This is a genomic window from Streptomyces bobili, from assembly GCF_002154575.1.
In the GTDB taxonomy this organism is placed as follows: Bacteria; Actinomycetota; Actinomycetes; order Streptomycetales; family Streptomycetaceae; genus Streptomyces; species Streptomyces bobili.
Window position 1 is genome coordinate 1 of sequence record NZ_MUBA01000860.1, and the last position, 615, is coordinate 615.

A 615-nucleotide genomic window follows, 5' to 3' on the forward strand; every position below is an offset into this window, starting at 1 on the left:
CGGGCGGGAGCACCGCACCCGACGCGGCGGTCCCGCCCGCCGGTGAGCACCCGCCGCACCGGTTCCGCCGCGACCGCGAGCACAAGATGCTCGCCGGCGTGTGCTCCGGCCTGGGGCGGCAGTGCGACATGGACCCGGTGATCTTCCGGATCACGCTCGCCGTGCTCTCCGCGACCGGCGGCATCGGCCTGATCTTCTACGGCTTCGCCTGGCTGTTCGTCCCCTACACCGACGACGGCCAGAACGAGGTGCGCAAGCTGCTGACCGGCCGGGTCGACGGTCAGGCCCTCACAGCCGTGCTGTTCGCGCTGGTCGGCTGCGGGGTGTTCCTGTCGATGCTCAGGAACGGCGGGGTCCTCACCTTCGCCGTCGTCCTCTCGCTCCTGCTGGCCGGCGCCGCCTACTGGTCGCGGCACCGAGAGGCCTGTGACGCCGACCCGCTCGCCGCCCAGNNGGTGGCGCGACCCCATCGTCAAGGACGGCACCCACGACGGCGGCACGGGGTATCTCTGGGGCCCCGGGGGCTCCCACGCCCCGGATTTCGTGTCCTCCGTCGACGTCGACCTCACCGAGCACGCGCATTACCGCCGGCACATACACGCCCCGTACGGCCGG

1 protein-coding gene is annotated in these 615 nt (G+C 72.6%); it reads left to right on the plus strand.

What is annotated here, in order from left to right; all coding sequences use genetic code 11:
• Nucleotides 1-86 precede the first annotated feature (86 nt).
• Nucleotides 87-615 (plus strand): PspC domain-containing protein (locus BZL64_RS38285; protein WP_425276116.1); only part of this gene is annotated, 529 nt, incomplete at its 3' end.